This window comes from Faecalibacterium sp. An192, assembly GCF_002160175.1.
Classification (GTDB): domain Bacteria; phylum Bacillota; class Clostridia; order Oscillospirales; family Ruminococcaceae; genus Faecalibacterium.
Genome location: NZ_NFKB01000007.1, coordinates 1 through 16,355, shown reverse-complemented (window position 1 = coordinate 16,355; position 16,355 = coordinate 1). Strand labels below are relative to the sequence as shown.

Sequence of the window (16,355 nt, the reverse complement as noted above, 5' to 3'; positions counted from 1 at the left end):
TCTGCCTCCTGTCTATGGGTGTGTTGATATGCGGTGACACAAACATAGCATGGGTTTGACTTGAATACAATATAATGGGCCCATTCTGGTCCTGTGGTTCAAAATAAACAAAAAAGAGCCGATGTTCTTGAAACATCGGTTCAAATTGGTTCAATGGAAGGGATTCAGACGTTGAAATTTTCGTTCAGCAGAAGATCCCGGTGCCGGATCATTTCCAGCGAGGACTGGACGTGCTGTTCCTGGCAGTGGGAGAGGAGCAGGGAGAAAAAGACGTCGAAGACGTAGTTGCAGGCGGCGAAGGAGGTGATGACGTCCAGGCTGAGGACCGAGTCCCGGTTGGGGATTTCCACCACCTCGTGGCACCAGGACCGGGTCACCTGATTGTGGGGGCCCAGGATGCCCACCACATGGTTGTGGGTGGCGGTGCGCAGGTATTTGGCCATGGTTTCCACCGTGCGGTTGGCCCCCGTGAAGCTGATGACAAAGGCGACGGTCTTTTTGTGTTTGCGTGCGGCCAGATAGTGGCCGTTGATGCTCTCATAGGCGGAGCTCTCCACCCCCAGGGTGGCGAACTTGAAGGCGGCCGCCTGGGCCAGGGTGTAGCTGATGCCGGTGGCGTAAATGTCGATGCACTCCGCCTCCCGCAGCAGGCGGTCAATGCGCAGCATATCGCTTTTGTTGAGAGTGAGGCGGGTGTTGGTGATGGCCTTGTCGTAGAGACCCGGCAGGGTGTGGATGATGTCGGTATAGGAGCTGTGGGGGGTGATGGGCTCGTTGGCCAAAATCTGCCCGATCCGCTCGTTCTGGTTGACCTCGGCGATCAGCTTCAGCTTGAACTCATGGTACCCGGAAAGCCCCAGCTTCTGGCTCAGGCGGACCACGGTGGCCTTGCTGGTCAGGGTGGATTTGGCAAGCTCGCCGGCCGACATGTCGGGAATTTGCTCCATGTGGGCCAGAATGTAGTTTGCAATGTCCTTTTCGTGGTTTGTGGAGTTTTTCATCTCTTTCAACTGCACCAGCAACACGATTTTGGTCCCTCTTTTCCGTGTAATACCCCTGAACGTCCGCTGTGGCGGCGGCGTGCCGGCCCCTGGAACGGTTCTGCCTTTTTGCACCGGGGGATGTATTCATTATAGCAAATGTTGTGTGATTTCACAGTATTTCAGACGGCAGGGAGCGGGCGGACAAAGGAAAACCCGCCGCAGAGCGGCGGGCGGGATATCGAAGAGAAGATGCCCTGTTTTGCAGGTGTCGGGGGACTGGGTCAGACCTCCTTGTCCGGGGCCTGGCCGTCGTGGGCCAGCCACTTGCACTCGGTCAGTTCCATGTGGGTGAACACGGCGCGGAAAGAGGAGTCCTCCGGGCTGCAGGCGTAGATTCCAAACCGGATTTCTCCCTTTGCCTCGTGCAGGTGGCAGACCCGCATCTGATGGAATACGGCGCCGTCCTCGGAACACTCGATGCAGAAATCGTCCTCCCGGCGGCTCAGCCGGTACCACATGGATTTCACGCCGGCGGGGATTTCGGTGGTGGCCCAGTCGGAATAGCCGTGGTTGGTGACCACGCTGCCCAGATGCTGAAACCGGTCGTTTTCGTATTCCACCGAGCCCTTGAGCCAGTTTTCGCTGTCCAGATAGAGGACCACGCCGCATTGGTCAAAGCGGTGGTGGCTCTCGGCGAATTCCGTCTTGACCACAAAGGAGAAGAAGGCTTCTTCGGTGGACATCTGGAGCACCGGGGCGTTGTCGTTGCGGAAGTGGTAATAGGTCCGCTGCCACAGATCGGTGTGGGGGCGGGTGACGATCTCAATGCGGTCGGGCGAAATGACGCAGCCTGCCGGCTGCCGGGTCCATTGCAGGCGGGAAGTGTCCAGTTTCATGGTTGGGTCCTCCTTGTTTGTTTTCGGTCGTGTTCCGCAGTGCCCGGGCTGCTGTGCTGGTTTTGATGCCGCCCGGACAAAGGCGCGGCGTCTTGTTTATTCCGTGTCCCCGGCCTGCTGGTCCAGAAAGGCCTCGATGGCGTCCACAGTCTGGGCCTGCTGCTCCTGGGCGGAAATAGCGGCGGGCGGATCCCCCTTCTGGGGGCCGTAGTTGCCGAACTGGGCGTGGTTGCCGCCCTCGATTTCCACAATGTTCCGGGTGTAGTCCAGGTGATCCTCCACGCTCTGATTCAGGGAACCGTAGACGGTCAGGGTGTTTTCCTCCGGGTAGTCCCCGTAGATGTAGGCCCCCAGAAGAATCAGCCCCTCCACCTGGTCGGGGTGTTCGGCGGCGTATTTGGAAGCCATGGCGCCGCCCATGGAGTGGCCGGCGATGTACCAGTGCTGGATTTCAGGAAACTGCGGGATGACGTCCTCCGCCGCGCCGGCGTCGAAAATGGCCATGTGGAAAGGCATATCCACCAGGATGCAGGTGACGCCCAGCTGCTGGCGGATCTGGTCCAGAAGAGGCAGATAGGCTTCGGCCTCCACCTTGGCGCCGGGATAGAAGAGAAGGGCGGTGTCGCTGGGCTGGCTGGGGCTCAGGATGGTCAGATTGCCCTGGGTGGACAGGTTGACGCCCTGGACGGCCACTTCCAGCGCCACATCCTCGGCGCGGTAGTAGTCGGATACATACCAGAGAAAGCCCCCGGCGCACAGCGCCGCAACCACCAGCAGAATGACCGCGGCCCGCTTCAGCCGGGCAAGGGCGTTCGAAGTTTTTTGCATGGTCAGATCCCCTTTGTCAGAATATGTGCCGCCAGGGCCAGCGTGAACAGAAGCAGAAAGCCGGCGATCATGCCGTCCAGGGCCTTGGAATAGCCCTTGGGGGTAATGCAGCCCATGGCGTCCAGCTTCCGGATGATGGGGTGCAGCCGCCAGAAGTAGGTGGCAATGGACAAAATCATGGCCACCACCGCCCACAGCTGGACCGTTTCGTCGCCGAGGATCAGGATGACCCCCAGCAGAAAAATAAAGATCAGCTTCACCCCGGCCACCCAGTTCACCAGGTAGGAGGCAAACAGCTTTTGTTCGTCATTCTCGCTGTGATGGAAGGCGTTGAACACCCCCACGCCGTTGCCCAGTCGGCTGCCGGGCCAGAAATACAGGATGGCCACGTTGGCCGATTCCATCACAATAAATACCAACATGGCAATGGATAACAGATTCATGGAAAATTCCTTTCCGGCCGGTTGGGCCATCGTTTTGCAGAGTTCGGGTAGCAGAGGGAAAAGTCCCGCTCCACTGTCAGCGGACGTTTCCCGGGGAGCGGGCGGTCAGGGCTGCTTCTCCAACTCGTGCAGCAGCTGGGTGTACCAGTTGATTTCAAAGCCGGCGGCCGCGATGCCGTACTCGATGGTGTACCCCTGAAACCGCAGTACCTGGGGCCAGTCGATCCCCGGCGGCAGTTCGCCGGGGTTCATCTGCTGAAACCGGGCCCGAATCCCGCAGAGAATCCCCCGGGTCTGTTCCATCTGGCGGATGTAATCCCGGATGGCGTCCAGCCGCTCTGCAGGCCGGGTCAGCCCGGCGAAAAACAGCCGGGACAGCTCCATGTTTTTCACCCTGTCCGCCTGCATGGGCTGGGCGGCCCATACCGAAAAGGCCTCCCGCCCGGCGTCGGTGACGGCAAAGAGTTTCTTCCGCCGTTTGCCCTCGGCGGTTTCGCTAGCCGTGATTTTGCCCTCTTTCTCCAGCTTGGCCAGGGCTGTCTGGACGCTGCCCGCGCTGTGGGAACAGATCAGGGCCAGATTGTTCTTGATGAACTGCTGCAGCTGGTACCCCGTCATGGGGGACAGGATCAGCAGCCCCAAAAGCAGATATTCCATGTCATCCCCCAATCTATCGATTAGAGATATTGTAAAGCCGGCCCCGGCGTTTGTCAACCGTATACCGGTGGGACTTTTGGGGCGACAGGCTGCACTCCAGAAGCGGAAGGAACGGTGCGACGCGCAAAAGAGAACCCAGCCCAAAGGAAGGGGAGCGCTTGACAGATGCGGCGGTTTGCTGTATAATGAACGTCGTTCATATTGAAGAAACCCAGGGCGGCGACGGGCCTGCGCCCGCCGAATGATAAGGAGAAATACATCATGATGAAACGCTATATGAATGCCGCTTTGATCTACGCAATTCTCGCCATGGTGGGCGGCGTGTTCTACCGGGAGTTCACCAAAATCGTTGGTTTCACCGGCAGAACCAGTCTGGGCTTTGTGCACACCCATTACTTTATGCTGGGAATGGTGTTTTTCCTGCTGCTGGTCCTGCTGGAGAAGAACCTGTCCTTCACCGGTCCCAAGACCGGCCGGGTGCTGGCCGTCTATCATGTGGGCCTGAACCTGACGGTGGTGATGCTGGTGATCCGGGGCGTGTTCCAGGTGCTGGGCACCAGCCTTTCCTCCGGCATGGATGCAGCCATTTCCGGCATGGCCGGTGTGGGGCATATCCTGCTGGGCGTCAGCATGGTGCTGGTGCTGCTGCAGGTGAAGCGCAGCATCTCGTAACCCCGCCTGCGCCAAAACATTAAGAGCGGCTTTCCCGTCAGAAAGGCCGCCACAGGCAGACCAACGGAACGGCCCGTATCCTGTATTGCGCAGGATGCGGGCTGTTTGGCGTTGATTCGATTTGACCGTGTCCAAGATGTTCTTTGGGCCCCTGTGGGGGATGGCTGCCTTTTGTGCGCCGGTACCCATTGCAGCAGCGGCAGCAAAAAGCAGGACGCTCCCGGGTGGGAACGTCCTGCTTTTCCGCCCTCTCAGGGCGCCGGAACATGATTATGGAAAGAGAAGATATCTGAAATGTTTCGGGCCGGCATTACAGGCCCATCAGGGTGTTGAGGAAATTCTGGCCGGCGCTCAGGGCCCCGCCGATAAAGCTCTTGCCGGCGTCCACCGAGCTGTCAATGGCGGAATCCACTCCGCCGAAGATGCTCAGGATGCCCCGGGCCGCAATGCAGCCCACCACCAGCAGGGCGGCGGCGCCGCCTACGGCGATGACAGCCTTGACGGCGGTCTCGGCGGCAGTGCCGCCGTCGGTGTACATCATCTCTTCCAATGAGGGTACTAATAGCTTTCTGATCATCTTGTTAGGACTGCAGATGTTGTCAATGGCCTCTTTCAGCGTTGACTTAATAGGATGTGTCTTTGTAAGTGCCATATCTGAATCAGCTTTTCCAGCAGAGCTCTTCCATATCGGCCTGATAAGCGGAGCATTGACCCGCTTGGCGATTTGGTTTCTGTTCTGGCCAATGGCAGACAGGAACTTATCCATCTCTTTGGTGCGAAAGTATACCTGAGTATACAAGCTTACGCTCTGGATGTTCAACAGATTGGTCGAGAAGGTAGAGATTTACAATGCGGAAAAATGAACGGTATGTGGGAGTAGAGGCTTCGCATCTACTATAACCATGTGGGAGAAAGCACGCTTTCTAAAATGTTACTCCTGCCAATTCCTGATGTGACCGTCTCAATACCCAGAAGAGAGTGTTCATTAACTGCATCCCGGCTGAAATCGCTGGATAAAAATAATAAAAACGAGTGCTCTTACAGCTTTTCAAATGCTGTAGGAACACTCGTCATGATATGGGGCGGGAGACTGCAAAGACATCCTTCCTGGTGAAAAGTTTTCCGTTACAGTTGGCACAGTAGACCACGCCCTGGCCCCGAAACTATTTTTCATCCGGAAGCCCGCCATATGTGAGCTGAACCTCAACAACTAACAGAATGCCGAAATGTTTTAGAACTCCAGGGCTGAGTAGAAATGCGCAGTTTTTAAGTTGAATTATCTAAGAAGAAAACGGCTGGATTAGAGACTTTTGCTAATGTTACCAGGAATTAAAAGAACTGGTTTTTTATTTTTCGGCAATGAACTCATACTCCGCAGACTGACAGCCAAAGTGGAAAGATTATGAAGCATCGCGGATGTGGCGGGGGAGATTATGCCGGCCATACCCAAAGCGATCAGGGTGCCATTAAAACCAATAACAAAACGATAGTTGGAGTGAATGCGTGTCATGAGTTCCAAGGAAATTCGACGCAACTCCACCAATTCCCAGAGACTGTCGGCGGCGATGGTAATATCCGCGATTTCCCGGGCTATGGCTGCACCATCGCTAATAGCGATGCCGGCATCTGCTTCCGATAGAGCAGGGGAATCGTTGATACCGTCTCCAACCATCAATACCGTATGGCCAGATTTCCGGAGATGTGCGATAAAATCGGCTTTGTCAGCAGGGAGCACCTCGGAGCGGAATTCATCCACTCCAACCTGAGCAGCAATCGTAGAAGCCGCTCGATGGCTGTCTCCTGTAAGCATAATAAGATTAGTAATGCCCAGTGTGCGGAGCGCAGCAAGAACGCTTTTTGCTTCTTCCCGCAAGGGATCAGAAATACAGATTACTGCAGCTAACTGCCCGCCGATCGACAGGTATAGATGGGAATACTCCGGAGGAAGATTTTCGAAACGTTCGGCCTCTCCAGCTGGAATCACACAATGTTCATCTTCAAATATAAAATGGGCACTACCGATGAGGACACGTTCACCATTTACAGTACTGGCAATCCCATGTGCTACTAGATACTCCACCTTGGAATGATATTCTTCATGAATCAAGCCGCGGATCTTTGCCTCTTCCACAACGGCATTGGCCATAGAATGGGGAAAATGCTCCTCCAGACAAGCGGCCAGGCGCAGCATCTCGGTCTCTGTTTTCCCGCCAAAGGGTATCACCTGAACGACTTTTGGACATGCGTGGGTCAAGGTGCCCGTCTTATCAAAAACGATTGTGTCCGCAGCAGCCACTGCTTCCAGAAATTTCCCGCCTTTTATGGTGATATGGGATTTTCCAGCTTCGCGCATGGCGGAAATTACCGCCAGCGGCATGGCTAATTTTAAAGCACAGGAAAAATCCACCATCAGCACGGATAGCGCCCGAGTAATATTCCGACTGAGAATAAAATTAAGAATACTGCCGGCAAATGTATAGGGAACGAGTTTGTCGGCAAGGTTGGCTGCTTTGCTTTCAACAGAGGATTTTAGTTGCTCCGACTGTTCAATCATGTGGGCGATCTGGTCGTAACGGCTTTGTCCGGAGGATTGTTTTACTTCCAGAACGCACTCGCCTTCTTCCAGTACAGTTCCTGCATAGACCATGCTTCCAGGATGTTTTGGTACAGGGATTGATTCGCCGGTGAGGGAGGACTGGTTGACCGTGCATTCACCTTCCAGTATCGATCCGTCTGCTGGAATGATTCCCCCTGCACGAACAATCACAGCATCTCCCGGCTGAACTTGAGAAATCGGAACCAGAATTTCACCCTGTGGAGTTCGTACCCACACTCGATCAACATTCAGAGACATACACCGTGCAAGGTCTTCCACCGATTTTTTTCGGGTCCACTCCTCCAGCAGTTCGCCTATTTCCAGAAGAAACATGACCATTCCTGCTGTCCCGAAGTCCCTGCGGCACACGGAAATGGAGATGGAAAAAGCATCCAGAAGATCGACCTTTATTGTTCGATGGAGGATGCAGAGTAGTCCGCGCTTTACAAAAGGGATCATATGCCACAAGACCCGGACAATTCGTACAGGCGGCGGGAGAAACAAGGCGGATGCGGCTTTGCACAAGACTTTGCTCACCAGCTTTTCTTCAAACTCCCGATTTAATGCCCGGGTACTGTGTGCAGAAAGTGTGGGTGACAACTTGGCGTCCGACCAGGAAAAACGGCGGAGTTCGTCCAGGACGGTTTGCCGGGAGCCACTGTAATAAAGAATTACACAGCAGGTACGTTCATGGACAGAGACTTGCCGAGTCCATGGCTTTGCCTGAAGCCAGGCCTCCAGAAGATCCGCCTGTGTGAGTGTCATCCGTTTTTGCCTCAGTTTTAGCCGGATACGGCCACGGCTTTCATGCAATATGGTTGCGTTCATTCGGTTCTCCTTTACAAAAAAGGGGAGCCGCCCATGCAGCTCCCTCTCAGGATATATCAGGTTTCGTCGCTTTCAAGGCTGGCGGCAGTAGTCTCTTCTGCTTCCGAGGCTGCTCTGGCCTCGTTCATATCTTTGGCCGAGGCCAGAATATCTGCGGCATTTTCCTGAACGGTAGTAACGGTTTCCATCACGGAATCCTTCATTCGGAGCCCGGCAGCTGTCACATGTACATACGCCTTTTTGGCGTCCTTGCTGGACAACAGCTTCACGCCAAAAGATCCGAAAAGGGCCCCGCCTACAAAACAAGCCAACTTTGTGTAAATGTTCATCGCAATATATGTCCTCCTTTATTTGCGTTTGTAACCTGTAATCATAACCATGATCATACAGAGGAGCGCACCCCAAGCCCAAAATCGATGCTGTTTCACTGCAATGCCTCCCATCTCAAGTTTCAGGCTGTATTTTAATCATTATACAGACAGATGTTGCAATTGTCTTTATTAAAAAAGACTCGGATCGCCGGAATCGGACATTTTTTTGAACTGGCCCGGTGTCATACCGCAGTATCTTTTGAATACAACGCTGAACTGACTGGCGCTGTCGTATCCTACAGCTTGCGCGACTGTAAGGATGGGCAAATTTGACTGACGCAAAAGTTCGCACGCACGATGAATCCGCTGCTGTGTCAGCCAGCGGTGGAGAGGCTGCCCATACATACGGCGAAATCCAGTTTTCAAAGAAGTGGGGGAGAGGGAGAAACGGTGACATAGAGAAGGAATAGTATGTTTTTCTTCCAAATGGCTTTCCAGATAAGCTTTTACTTGAGAAATTGAGAGGGATGGATAGGCGTTGGATGATGTTTCAGAAAGAACTCCGGCAGTGGAAGTGTTGGCACAAAATAAATACAGTAACTCTACCGTTTTAAACACACAGTATCCCTCACGATGATCCGGTGGCAAACGTCTCAGATCCTCAAATAACGCTTTAGCCCAGGGAATATCTGTGAGAATGGCATAACCATTTTGATTTGTTATTTTTTTGCGTATCGCATGGATGTCCAGTTTCAGCCCCAAGATATGGCAGATGGAGGACAGACTGGATTGAGCAGCACTGGGGTTCACGGCTATTAGAACGCCTTGCAGATCCTGACTAATCTGAATAGAGCACAGTTTGGATTCATCAGAAAGAAGGAATATTCCCTGTGCTTGAAGTATAACGGGACAGGTGCTTGTGGATTCGACAATCAGTTGCCCGCCTGAGCAAAAGAACGCTTCAAAATGATGTGTGTTGGATAAAACCGAGAGCTTCAAGCGCTTGTCTTGGGAACAACCTTGTAGATGAAACTGGCAAATTTTTACGCCGGGCAGACTGGAATTCCATGAAATATGTTTTTGATTGGATAAGTACTCGTACAACATATCTGCTCTCCCATAGGATAAATAGGACAGAACAAACAAGATGTGTTTTAAAAACTGTTCTAACGAGAATCAATACAACATAAAGCGAACCGGCGGAAAATGGGAGGAATTCAACCGGTTCGCTTTTTTGAAGAGTGCTTGAAATAGGGGAGGAAAACACTCTTACCAGTGTATTTGGGATGTTTATGTCAGAGATGCGCCCAATGCGCGGCAGGCCGACAGGATATCGTCATCCGGAGATTCGTTGCAAATTACGCTATCGCAAATGAGATTGGCTCCGTCATCCTGACAGCGGCTCTCCCAGCTGCGCATCCATTCACCATCGCCCCAACCGTAAGAGCCGAACAATGCGATGCTCTTTCCGCTCAGTCTTCCTTCGCAGGCACTGAACATGGGCTCGAACTCGCACTCTTCCAGCTGCTCTGCTCCCATAGCGGGGCAGCCAAATGCGATAGCATTATATTCGTTTACCTGTTCTGGAGAAAATGCGGCGGCCGTAACTAGGGATACTTCTGCACCCTTCTCTTTGGCACCCTCAGCAACGGCCGAAGCCATAGCTTCGGTATTGCCAGTGCTGCTCCAGTAAACAACTGCAACTTTACGCATAGAACATAACAACCTTTCTTTTTTGTTTTTAGAGTTTGAACCATCAAGCTGTGATGAATCCTCGACGGTTTTCCCTCGCTACTACGGCTAATCACAGCGCAGAAAAGCATCTGCCGATTGCTATCTAATCGCATCGGTTAGTTATTAATAACTAACCGATGCGATTATTATATAGTTGGAATTAGAAATTGTCAAGAGGAAAACATCTGAGGAGCTTGTTTCTTTAAGGCATCTCTAACACAGCAGGAGAGATGGAGAGCTATGGATGTTTACTATGTTGTCTTGGAGGGCTGTTATTCAGGGTGAAAATGAATTGAAAAAGACTTGACCGGTTAACTAGTGCTAACTATAATCGTATATAGAGTACCACAATTTTTAAGGAGGGAGTATGGAAAAATACAAAATTGAGAAGAATTCTGTTCAGGAAACGCTTATTATCCCGCTGTATGGCCGACGGCTCTGCTCGCAACGATTTCCCGAACTTTATCAGGATACAACGGCGGCAATGCTGATAGAGAAAGTAGAGTATGACTTTTCACGGCTGGAACGGCACTCAAACAGCTTGATGCATACCTTCGGTGCTCTGGAGGTTGCTATGCGCCAGAATGACCTCGCCTGGGAGGTGCGAAACTATCTTAAAGTCCATCCCAAAGCTGCAGTCATCAATCTGGGATGCGGTTTGGACAATACCGGGCGAATCTGTGACAATGGCCATTGCAGCATCTGGAACATCGATCTGCCGGAAGTCATTGAGATTCGGGATCGCCTGCTTCCTGCCGGAGAAAGAGAAAAAAACCTGGCCTTTGATTTGAAAAATCCGAGCTGGATGGAAGCCGTCTGCACCGACCCTGCGGAGGGGGCAGTACTATTTGCCTCCGGAGTTTTTTACTATTTTACAACAGAAGCAGTTAAATCTTTGACCATAGATATCGCAAAACGATTCCCTGGAGGGCGACTTGTTTTTGATGCAGCCGGACAAGCAGCGGTTCGACTGATGCTGAAAACTTGGGTGAAGCAGGCGGGTATTCGAGATGTGGGCGCCTATTTTTCCGTAAAGAACGCCAAACAGGAGTTGGAACCTTGGTCGCAGCTTTTTTTGGTTTCCAGTCGGGGCTATATGCTGGGCTATCAATCGCTTCATGCTCCAGCGGTTCGGCCTATCCACCGACTGCTGGCAAAGATGGCCGATGAACTCATGCACCTACAGATCGTCCGGATAGACTTTGCAGAATACATTTACGATTAGATTGGAGTAGGTTATGCTGATTGAACTATGGCAAGGACTGCTGATTCCTTTTGCGGGGACGACATTGGGTGCGTTCTGCGCTTTTTTATAAAAGATAATTTAAAGTGGGCTGGTATAGCGTGTACTTATCGGCTTTGCGGGGTGATAGCAGAGGCTTCCATCTGGAGTCTGCTGCCTGCAATGGAACAAACATCTGACATGGAAAGATGGTCTTTTGTACCTGCAGTTGTTGAGTTCTGGCTCGGCATGGTATTCCTGCTGGGGTTAGAACAGTTAATACCGCATCTGCATCGCGGAGGCTTAGTGGTTGAGAAAATCAAAAGCTGTCTGGGAAATTAACACCAACTGTGGCGCTGGGAGCTTAAATGAACATCGGCAAAGGGGGACAAAATGGATTTAAAATACTTGCCACAGATAGGGGGTAAGCAAACGTTTTTACTATTCTAAATGAAATCAAACTATTTCGGATCTCTGTTCGTCCGGATCTGAAAGGAGTATTTTTATGACACTTGCAGAATTTCGCCAGGTTTATCCTGAGGATGCTTTTATAGTCAGTAGTGGAAAAACATTTTTCTATCGTTACTATAAAAATCCTGAAGCCAGAGCAACTCTGGTGCTGCTTACTGGCGGTATTGGCTTATCGGATCTGTTTTACCGGCACTTTGACCGATTTTCCAGAGACTTTTCGGTTTTGACCTTTGATTATCAAATTCCCTTTGCGGACAATGGCGAGTTTGCTGATGCTGTAGTGGAACTGCTACACAGTCTGAGGGAAAAAGTTTGGTTGGTGGGACAGTCCTTGGGCGGCGTTGTAGCTCAAATTATTGCTCAGCGTCACCCGGATGTAGTAGAGGGTTTGGTTCTCTCGAATACCTGTTCATTATCCGGCAGCATGAGCGAGGCCGGATATCGGGACCTGATGAGAATACTTGAGGGCCAACAGAAGTTCAGAAAGTGGCTGTCTATCCTGCCTTTTTCCGTCATTAAACAGATTATGAAGTGGATGGTGCTGAAAAACACAACGGAAGACTTTACGCCAGAGGAAAAGGCAGGAATAAAGGAAATGTGCGATTCCATGCTGGAGCTGCTCACTAAACCTTATGAGGCGCATATGATCGACTTTCTGATAGACGCGAAGCACTACCTTGATTTGACCCGGGATGATTTCGCTACATGGGAAGGTAGGGTGCTGTTGATTCTGTCAAGAGACGATACAACATTCACCCCTGCCTGTAAGTATGACCTAATTAACCTGATGCCCAACCCCACAGTAGTTGAAAGGCTGACCGGTGGACATTTGGCTCTGATGGTGCGGTTGGAGGACTATATAGACTTGGTGACCGAATTTATCAAAACACGCTCTGATTAACACCCCAACGAAAGATTCAAACAGGAAGTTTTTAATTCTATCCATGGAATTTTCTTGTGGTGCATTATATATGCTGTCAGGAAGAATCCCTAAAAAGAAGGAGGAGTCGCTATGCCCAAATTAGGTGTTGTGGAAGATACGCTATTTATCCCCATGTTGGGCAGGTTCTACGCCAGTGAGCATTGCCCGCAAATCTTATATGATAAAAAGGCTCTTGAGCTGAAGGAAAAGCTGCCGTCCAATGTGCTGCAACAGGAGAGTCAGAGCCAGTATACCTTGATCGCCTCTGCTGTTCGATCTGCCAATATGGATCGGTTCATCCAGGCGTTTCTGGCGCGCAAACCAAATGGTGTGATTGTCCAAATTGGATGCGGTTTGGAAACAACCTATAATCGTTGCGATGATGGACGAACACTCTGGTATGCTGTGGATCTGCCACAAGTGATGGAATATCGTCGAAAACTGCTGCCAAAGGCAGAAAGAGAAGTCTATCTTGTTGGTGATGCCTTTGCTGAGAATTGGATCAGGAGAGTCCGAGCCGATGTGCCAGATGCCCCCCTCTTGATCATTGCGGGCGGTCTATTTCACTATTTCCAAGATACTAAAGTCCTGGGAATGTTCCGAATGCTCTGCCAGTTTGGAGATATAGAGATTGTTTTTGACACGGTGAGCAAAAGCGGCATGACCATGATGAGGAAGAAGTATATGAAGCAGATGGGGCATGCGGATGCTGAGATGTTCTTCTATGTGAATTCAGCGGTGGAGCTGGCCGAAAAAATCGGCGGCGGGGTCAAGGTTCTTGCTGAGGAAGCCTACTATCGCCATACCCCCAGAAACGGCCTACAATTTTCCACAAGGATCAGTATGTTGGTTTCAGACCGTTTGCGGATGGTAAAAATGATCCATCTGAAGTTGTAAGAATAAAAAGGGCAGGGGGATCCATAGGCAACTACAAAAATTTCTCTTGACGACAGGTTGTGAGTCCTGTATAATCATCACAAGGTTAGTTATAACTAACGAACAAAATAATAAATGGAGGCAAGCCTTATGTCCCTGATTCAGAAAGAAATTGCTGATTTTACCGTTCAGTGCTATCAGAACAACACCTTCCGTGCCGTTAGCAAATCGGATGTTCTGGGCAAGTGGGGCGTATTTTTCTTCTACCCTGCCGACTTTACCTTTGTCTGCCCCACAGAGCTGGAGGATCTGGCCAACCTCTACGAGAAATTCCAGGCGGTGGGCTGCGAGATTTATGCAGTCTCTTGCGACACCCACTTTGTCCACAAAGCTTGGCATGACGCCTCTGAGCGTATTCAGAAGATCCAGTATCCCATGCTGGCTGATCCTACCCATTGCCTATCCAAGGATTTTGAGGTCTACATCGAAGCCGATGGTTTGGCAGAGCGTGGCAGCTTTATCGTGAACCCGGAGGGGAAGATTGTGGCCTACGAGGTCAACGCCGGCAACGTGGGCCGCAATGCCGACGAGCTGCTGCGGAAGGTTCAGGCCTGCCAGTTTGTGGCGGAGCATGGGGACGAGGTTTGCCCCGCCAAGTGGCAGCCCGGCGCCGAGACCCTGAAGCCCAGCCTGGATCTGGTGGGGCAGCTGTAAGCTATGGAACAGATGGAACATCTCTATGATGTGGTGGTCATCGGCGGAGGCCCGGCGGGACTGACTGCCGCCCTCTACCTGGCCCGTGCCCGTTATCGTGTGGTGGTGGTGGAACAGGAACGCTTCGGCGGACAGATCACCATTACCTCGGAGGTGGTCAACTACCCCGGCGTGGAGCACACCAGCGGTGCTGAACTGACCGAGACCATGCGCAGACAGGCGGAAGGCTTCGGCGCGGAATTCCTGCTGGCAGAGGTCACCGGCCTGGAGCTGGAGGGCGATGTGAAAACCGTCCGCACCAGCCGTGGGGCGCTGAGCTGCTTCGGCGTGTTGCTGGCCACCGGCGCCCATCCCCGCATGGTGGGATTCCGGGGTGAGGAGCAGTTCCGGGGCCGGGGCGTGGCCTACTGCGCCACCTGCGACGGAGAGTTTTTCAGCGGAAAAGATGTCTTTGTGGTGGGCGGCGGCTTTGCCGCAGCGGAGGAGAGTGTGTTTCTCACTAAGTACGCCCGGCATGTGACCATCCTCATCCGGGGAGATGACTTCAGCTGCGCCCAGGCCACGGCGGACGCTGCCCGGAACCATGAGAAGATCACCATTCTCACCAATACGGTGGTGGAGGAAGTTTCCGGAGATACTGCGCTGCGCAGCATCCGGATGCGCAACACCAAGACCGGGCAGGAGACGGAGCATCAGGCGGCGGACGGGGAAACCTTCGGTGTGTTCGTGTTTGCTGGGTATGAGCCGGCCACCGAACTGGTCCGTGGTCTGGCTGAACTGGACGGACAGGGATATATCCTTACCGACCGCAGCCAGAAGACCACATTGGATGGTCTGTATGCCGCTGGTGATGTGTGTGTAAAGCCTCTGCGCCAGGTGGTTACTGCTGTGGGCGACGGCGCTCTGGCTGCCACCGAGTTGGAGCGGCTGTGCGCTGCCATGCAGCAGAAAACCGGTTTGCGGCCCCAGGCTCCCAAGAGCCGGACACCGGAACCGGAGGCCCAGGCACAGACGAAAGACGGTCTGTTTACTGGGGAGATGCTCTCCCAGCTCCACACGGTATTCGATCGGATGGTTTCCTCCCTGATTCTGCGGCTCTGCTTGGACGAAACACCTGTCTCCGCCGAGCTGGAGCACTATATGCAGGAGCTGGCTGCCCAGAGCGACAAGCTGTCGGTGGAGCAGGGCGATCCGTCCAAGGTCGAGCATCTTCCCTGTGTCCTGATCTGCCGCTCCGACGGCAGCTGGACAGGCTTGGCCTTTCATGGCGTGCCCGGCGGCCATGAGTTTACCTCCTTTGTCCTGGGGCTCTACAATGCGGCTGGACCGGGCCAGGCTCTGGATGAGGAGACTGAGGCGGCCATCCGGGCCATCCGGAAACCGGTGGAACTTCAGGTGCTGGTGTCCCTCTCCTGTACCATGTGCCCGGAGCTGGTGACGGCGGCGCAGCGTTTGGCTGCGGCTCATCCTGATATTTCCGCTCAAGTATATGATTTGAATCACTTTCCCGATTTGAGGGAGCGATATCAGGTGATGAGCGTGCCCTGCCTGGTGGTTAACAGTGGGGAGAAGATCTCCTTCGGAAAGAAGAATATCCGGCAGCTGCTGGAGCTGCTGATGCCATAGGCACAAAACGTGTCGCACGATTTGTGCGGCGCGTTTTTGCAATCGATTTAGAAATTAGAAAAACAATTTAGTAGTATTCAGAATTAAAGCAAATTTTTACAAGAACGAGACCGCCCTGAACAATCGGATGCCGTCCAAAGAGCAAAAAGTATTTTGAATAGTATCCGGTAATTCGCCCAGGCATCTGACTTGAAGTTGTGCAAAAAGCCTTTGCCTCAGACCAAAGATTGTTAATCGGATTGAAGTTAGGATAATACCATAGAAGGCCGCACCCCAAAGCAGGTGCTCATTCCATCCAGTGAATCCAGTCGGTGGCAAACAGATTCTCTTTTAGGCACACAAAGTAGAAGGCCCCGCTCATAGGCGTTTCTGCCAGATCAAACCGGGCCAGCACCCCGGAATCCAATTCTTTGGATACTGCTGCCTCGTATAGAAACGAGATCCCCAGACCATCCGCAACCAGAGATTTGATGGTAGAAAAATCGCTGATGGTTGTTGTTTTGGAAAAGCGATTCAGGGTGCGGTTGTGGCGGCGCAAGGCGTCTTCAAAAATGGTTCGAGTGCCCGAGCCGGGCT

General features: G+C 52.5%; 17 protein-coding genes. 6 read left to right on the top strand and 11 right to left on the bottom strand.

Annotation, left to right across the window (positions count from 1 at the left end):
• Positions 1 to 164 precede the first annotated feature (164 nt).
• From B5F27_RS03725 to B5F27_RS03705, 5 genes are all read right to left on the bottom strand, one after another.
• On the bottom strand, positions 165 to 1,025 hold the full coding sequence (locus tag B5F27_RS03725; RefSeq protein ID WP_087364781.1) for a MurR/RpiR family transcriptional regulator: 861 nt from the start codon (positions 1,023 to 1,025) through the stop codon (positions 165 to 167).
• Positions 1,026 to 1,264: 239 nt separating this feature from the next.
• Positions 1,265 to 1,879: a DUF1349 domain-containing protein gene (locus B5F27_RS03720; RefSeq protein WP_087364778.1), complete on the bottom strand. Its 615-nt coding sequence runs from the start codon at positions 1,877 to 1,879 to the stop codon at positions 1,265 to 1,267.
• Between the two features lie 96 nt (positions 1,880 to 1,975).
• The gene (locus tag B5F27_RS03715) at positions 1,976 to 2,707 is read right to left on the bottom strand and encodes an alpha/beta fold hydrolase (RefSeq protein WP_087364775.1); all 732 of its coding nucleotides are present in this window, start codon (positions 2,705 to 2,707) and stop codon (positions 1,976 to 1,978) included.
• A gap of 2 nt (positions 2,708 to 2,709) precedes the next feature.
• Positions 2,710 to 3,150, bottom strand: coding sequence for a hypothetical protein (locus tag B5F27_RS03710; protein WP_087364773.1), 441 nt, complete (start codon positions 3,148 to 3,150; stop codon positions 2,710 to 2,712).
• Between the two features lie 105 nt (positions 3,151 to 3,255).
• The gene (locus tag B5F27_RS03705) at positions 3,256 to 3,807 is read right to left on the bottom strand and encodes a PadR family transcriptional regulator (RefSeq protein ID WP_087364771.1); all 552 of its coding nucleotides are present in this window, start codon (positions 3,805 to 3,807) and stop codon (positions 3,256 to 3,258) included.
• Positions 3,808 to 4,071: 264 nt separating this feature from the next.
• Between B5F27_RS03705 and B5F27_RS03700 the strand changes: the two genes are divergently transcribed.
• Positions 4,072 to 4,479 (top strand): DUF2871 domain-containing protein, encoded by a 408-nt coding sequence (locus B5F27_RS03700; protein WP_087364879.1) that lies wholly within the window; start codon positions 4,072 to 4,074, stop codon positions 4,477 to 4,479.
• Between the two features lie 310 nt (positions 4,480 to 4,789).
• Here the strand turns inward: B5F27_RS03700 and B5F27_RS03695 are convergent, their stop codons facing one another.
• The 5 genes from B5F27_RS03695 to B5F27_RS03675 all read right to left on the bottom strand — a co-directional run bounded on the left by B5F27_RS03695 (position 4,790) and on the right by B5F27_RS03675 (position 9,927).
• Positions 4,790 to 5,020, bottom strand: coding sequence for a hypothetical protein (locus tag B5F27_RS03695; protein ID WP_162610657.1), 231 nt, complete (start codon positions 5,018 to 5,020; stop codon positions 4,790 to 4,792).
• Between the two features lie 759 nt (positions 5,021 to 5,779).
• Positions 5,780 to 7,903: a heavy metal translocating P-type ATPase gene (locus B5F27_RS03690; protein WP_087364768.1), complete on the bottom strand. Its 2,124-nt coding sequence runs from the start codon at positions 7,901 to 7,903 to the stop codon at positions 5,780 to 5,782.
• Positions 7,904 to 7,959: 56 nt separating this feature from the next.
• On the bottom strand, positions 7,960 to 8,232 hold the full coding sequence (locus B5F27_RS03685) for a DUF6110 family protein (protein ID WP_087364766.1): 273 nt from the start codon (positions 8,230 to 8,232) through the stop codon (positions 7,960 to 7,962).
• Between the two features lie 171 nt (positions 8,233 to 8,403).
• Entirely contained in the window at positions 8,404 to 9,321 is a 918-nt protein-coding gene (locus B5F27_RS03680) for an AraC family transcriptional regulator (protein WP_087364763.1), read from the bottom strand.
• Between the two features lie 183 nt (positions 9,322 to 9,504).
• Positions 9,505 to 9,927 (bottom strand): flavodoxin, encoded by a 423-nt coding sequence (locus tag B5F27_RS03675; protein WP_087248788.1) that lies wholly within the window; start codon positions 9,925 to 9,927, stop codon positions 9,505 to 9,507.
• 388 nt (positions 9,928 to 10,315) lie between these two features.
• Between B5F27_RS03675 and B5F27_RS03670 the strand changes: the two genes are divergently transcribed.
• The 5 genes from B5F27_RS03670 (at position 10,316) to B5F27_RS03650 (ending at position 15,779) form a co-directional block, all read left to right on the top strand.
• On the top strand, positions 10,316 to 11,173 hold the full coding sequence (locus B5F27_RS03670) for a class I SAM-dependent methyltransferase (RefSeq protein ID WP_087364761.1): 858 nt from the start codon (positions 10,316 to 10,318) through the stop codon (positions 11,171 to 11,173).
• Positions 11,174 to 11,675: 502 nt separating this feature from the next.
• Positions 11,676 to 12,542, top strand: a complete 867-nt coding sequence (locus B5F27_RS03665) for an alpha/beta hydrolase (protein WP_087248784.1) — start codon at positions 11,676 to 11,678, stop codon at positions 12,540 to 12,542.
• Between the two features lie 111 nt (positions 12,543 to 12,653).
• Complete coding sequence (locus tag B5F27_RS03660; protein WP_087364759.1) at positions 12,654 to 13,460, top strand: class I SAM-dependent methyltransferase; 807 nt, start codon at positions 12,654 to 12,656, stop codon at positions 13,458 to 13,460.
• A gap of 129 nt (positions 13,461 to 13,589) precedes the next feature.
• Complete coding sequence (gene ahpC, locus B5F27_RS03655) at positions 13,590 to 14,153, top strand: alkyl hydroperoxide reductase subunit C (protein ID WP_087248780.1); 564 nt, start codon at positions 13,590 to 13,592, stop codon at positions 14,151 to 14,153.
• 3 nt (positions 14,154 to 14,156) lie between these two features.
• Positions 14,157 to 15,779, top strand: a complete 1,623-nt coding sequence (locus B5F27_RS03650; protein WP_087364757.1) for an FAD-dependent oxidoreductase — start codon at positions 14,157 to 14,159, stop codon at positions 15,777 to 15,779.
• Positions 15,780 to 16,065: 286 nt separating this feature from the next.
• Here B5F27_RS03650 and B5F27_RS03645 read toward each other — a convergent pair.
• Positions 16,066 to 16,355, bottom strand: a 290-nt coding sequence (locus B5F27_RS03645; RefSeq protein ID WP_242962060.1) for a LysR substrate-binding domain-containing protein, incomplete at its 5' end; no start/stop codon positions are given.

Bases quoted from the DNA above. Each gene is read 5' to 3' on its own strand.
- B5F27_RS03705 (WP_087364771.1), bottom strand. From the start codon at position 3,807: ATGGAATATCTGCTTTTGGGGCTGCTGATCCTGTCCCCCATGACGGGG.
- B5F27_RS03680 (WP_087364763.1), bottom strand. From the start codon at position 9,321: ATGTTGTACGAGTACTTATCCAATCAAAAACATATTTCATGGAATTCC.
- ahpC (WP_087248780.1), top strand. From the start codon at position 13,590: ATGTCCCTGATTCAGAAAGAAATTGCTGATTTTACCGTTCAGTGCTAT.
- B5F27_RS03685 (WP_087364766.1), bottom strand. From the start codon at position 8,232: ATGAACATTTACACAAAGTTGGCTTGTTTTGTAGGCGGGGCCCTTTTC.
- B5F27_RS03710 (WP_087364773.1), bottom strand. From the start codon at position 3,150: ATGAATCTGTTATCCATTGCCATGTTGGTATTTATTGTGATGGAATCG.
- B5F27_RS03650 (WP_087364757.1), top strand. From the start codon at position 14,157: ATGGAACAGATGGAACATCTCTATGATGTGGTGGTCATCGGCGGAGGC.
- B5F27_RS03690 (WP_087364768.1), bottom strand. From the start codon at position 7,903: ATGAACGCAACCATATTGCATGAAAGCCGTGGCCGTATCCGGCTAAAA.
- B5F27_RS03660 (WP_087364759.1), top strand. From the start codon at position 12,654: ATGCCCAAATTAGGTGTTGTGGAAGATACGCTATTTATCCCCATGTTG.
- B5F27_RS03695 (WP_162610657.1), bottom strand. From the start codon at position 5,020: ATGATGTACACCGACGGCGGCACTGCCGCCGAGACCGCCGTCAAGGCT.
- B5F27_RS03670 (WP_087364761.1), top strand. From the start codon at position 10,316: ATGGAAAAATACAAAATTGAGAAGAATTCTGTTCAGGAAACGCTTATT.
- B5F27_RS03665 (WP_087248784.1), top strand. From the start codon at position 11,676: ATGACACTTGCAGAATTTCGCCAGGTTTATCCTGAGGATGCTTTTATA.
- B5F27_RS03675 (WP_087248788.1), bottom strand. From the start codon at position 9,927: ATGCGTAAAGTTGCAGTTGTTTACTGGAGCAGCACTGGCAATACCGAA.
- B5F27_RS03700 (WP_087364879.1), top strand. From the start codon at position 4,072: ATGAAACGCTATATGAATGCCGCTTTGATCTACGCAATTCTCGCCATG.
- B5F27_RS03720 (WP_087364778.1), bottom strand. From the start codon at position 1,879: ATGAAACTGGACACTTCCCGCCTGCAATGGACCCGGCAGCCGGCAGGC.
- B5F27_RS03715 (WP_087364775.1), bottom strand. From the start codon at position 2,707: ATGCAAAAAACTTCGAACGCCCTTGCCCGGCTGAAGCGGGCCGCGGTC.